This window comes from Streptomyces sp. NPDC026672 (assembly GCF_040638185.1).
In the GTDB taxonomy this organism is placed as follows: domain Bacteria; phylum Actinomycetota; class Actinomycetes; order Streptomycetales; family Streptomycetaceae; genus Streptomyces.
In genome coordinates, this window is record NZ_JBEZXS010000104.1 from 1 (window position 1) to 1,874 (window position 1,874).

General features: G+C 74.6%; 1 protein-coding gene. It reads right to left on the reverse strand.

Annotation, left to right across the window (positions count from 1 at the left end; all coding sequences use genetic code 11):
- Positions 1-87: 87 nt before the first annotated feature.
- Positions 88-1,608 (reverse strand): von Willebrand factor type A domain-containing protein, encoded by a 1,521-nt coding sequence (locus AB0F77_RS42945; RefSeq protein WP_361960222.1) that lies wholly within the window; start codon positions 1,606-1,608, stop codon positions 88-90.
- Positions 1,609-1,874: the final 266 nt, after the last annotated feature.

A 1,874-nucleotide genomic window follows, 5' to 3' on the forward strand; every position in this document is an offset into this window, starting at 1 on the left:
GAGGGCGATCCTCCGCCTTGCGATTGCACGCACCAGACGCCGCGGGCCCCGCCCTCCGGGCGGACGGCGCTACTTTCGAAACACGCCCTAGCCCTCCCCGCGGCGGGCCTGTTCGATCGCGCGGGTGAGTTGCCGTACCGCCGGGTCCTCGGTGCGGCGGGCCAACCCGTCGGCGCGGTTCTGGAGTTCACCGAGGCCGGGGGCGCCGGGCAGCCGGGTCCCGTCGGCGCCCAGGCGCAGGGCGTCGGCGAAGTAGGCGGCCACGGCGGTGACCTGGAAGCGGTCGGAGGCCCGCCACACCGAGCCGCGCAGCGCGCCGGCCTCCAGCGTGCCCGACTCCTCGTGCGGGGCGCGGCTTTCGGGGTCGAGCCAGCGGACGGTGGCCGTGGCGAGATGACCCTCGGCGCCCGGCCTGGTGCGCACCGCGTACAGGGCGGTGACGGTGTGGCCGGGGCCGACCTCGCCGCCGTCCACCCGGTCGTCGCGGAAGTCGTCGTCGGCGACGCGGCGGTCGTCGTAGCCGACGAGGCGGAAGTCGGCGACCGTGCGCGGGTCGAAGACGACCTGGGCCTTGGCGTCGCGGGCCGTGAGCTCGATGTTCCGCGGGAGTTGCTCGCCGAAGACCTCGGTGGCGTCGTCGGTGCCGGAGACGTAGGCGGTGTGTCCGTCGCCGCGGTCGGCGAGGCGTTCCATGAGGGCGTCGCCGTAGTCGCTGCCGACGCCGACGCCGAACAGGGTGATGCCGTGCTCGCGGCGGTCGGCGTCGATGCGCTCGAGGATGGTGTCCGCGTCGGTGTCGCCGGTGTTGGCGAGCCCGTCGGAGACGAGGACGACCCGGTTGGTCGCGCCCTCGCGCAGGCCCTCGACGGCGGTGGCGTAGCCGGTGCCGACGCCCGCGCCCAGGTCGGTCGAGCCGCGGGTCTCCAGGGAGTCGACGGCGTCGTGCACGCGGGCCCGGTGGCCGCCGAGGCGGGTCATGGGGAGCACGGTCTCGGCCTCGTCGCTGAAGGTGACGAGCGCGACCGAGTCGTCGTCGCGCAGCCGGTCGGTCATCGTGCCCAGGGAACGCCGGGCCAGGTCGAGCCGGCCGGGCTCGGCCATGGAGCCCGAGACGTCGACGACGAAGGTGAGGGCGGCGGGCGGGCGGCGGGCGTCGTCCTGGGCGGCGCGGGTGGCGAGGCCGACGCGGACCAGGGACCAGCCGGGTTCGTCGGTGCGGGCGCCGTCGACGGTGACCGTGAAGCCGTTGCCGTCGGGGCGCGGGTAGTCCTGGCGGAAGCTGTTGACGAACTCCTCGGGGCGGACGGTCGACGGGTCGGGGCGGTGGCCGTCGGCGAGGGCGCGGCGCGCGTAGCCGTAGGAGGCGGTGTCGACGTCGAGGGCGAAGGTGGAGACGTGGTCGCCGGGGTCCCGCTCGTCCTGTTGCGCGTCCTGTCGGCCGTCCTGGGTGCGGGCGGGGCCGGGTGCGGGCAGTCCGGCGCTGTTGCCGTGTTTCGCGTCGGCGCTGCTGCCGCTTCCGGTCCCCGCGCAGGCCGTCAGCAGCAGGCCGCCCGCGAGGGTGAGGGCGAGCAGCGCGCCCCGCCCGTGCCGTGTTCCGTAACGCTTCATTCCGGTGTGTCCCCTGTGCCGGTCGACGTCGAACTTCTGGTGACTGTGACGGCGCGGGGGCCCGGAACGTGCGGTACGGGGCGTTGCGGATGCGTCTCGAAGTGGCCACGGGGCGGGGCCGCCGAGACCGGTGGGTGATCCTCCGGTGCCCCAGGGGCTGCCCGACAGGCCCTAGGTGTATTGACCTGAAGCGTTGTTCACACGGCTGATGGGTGGGTGGCCTGCGAGTGCGGTGTGGCAGCGGTGGTGGTTGTAGGTGTGGAGGA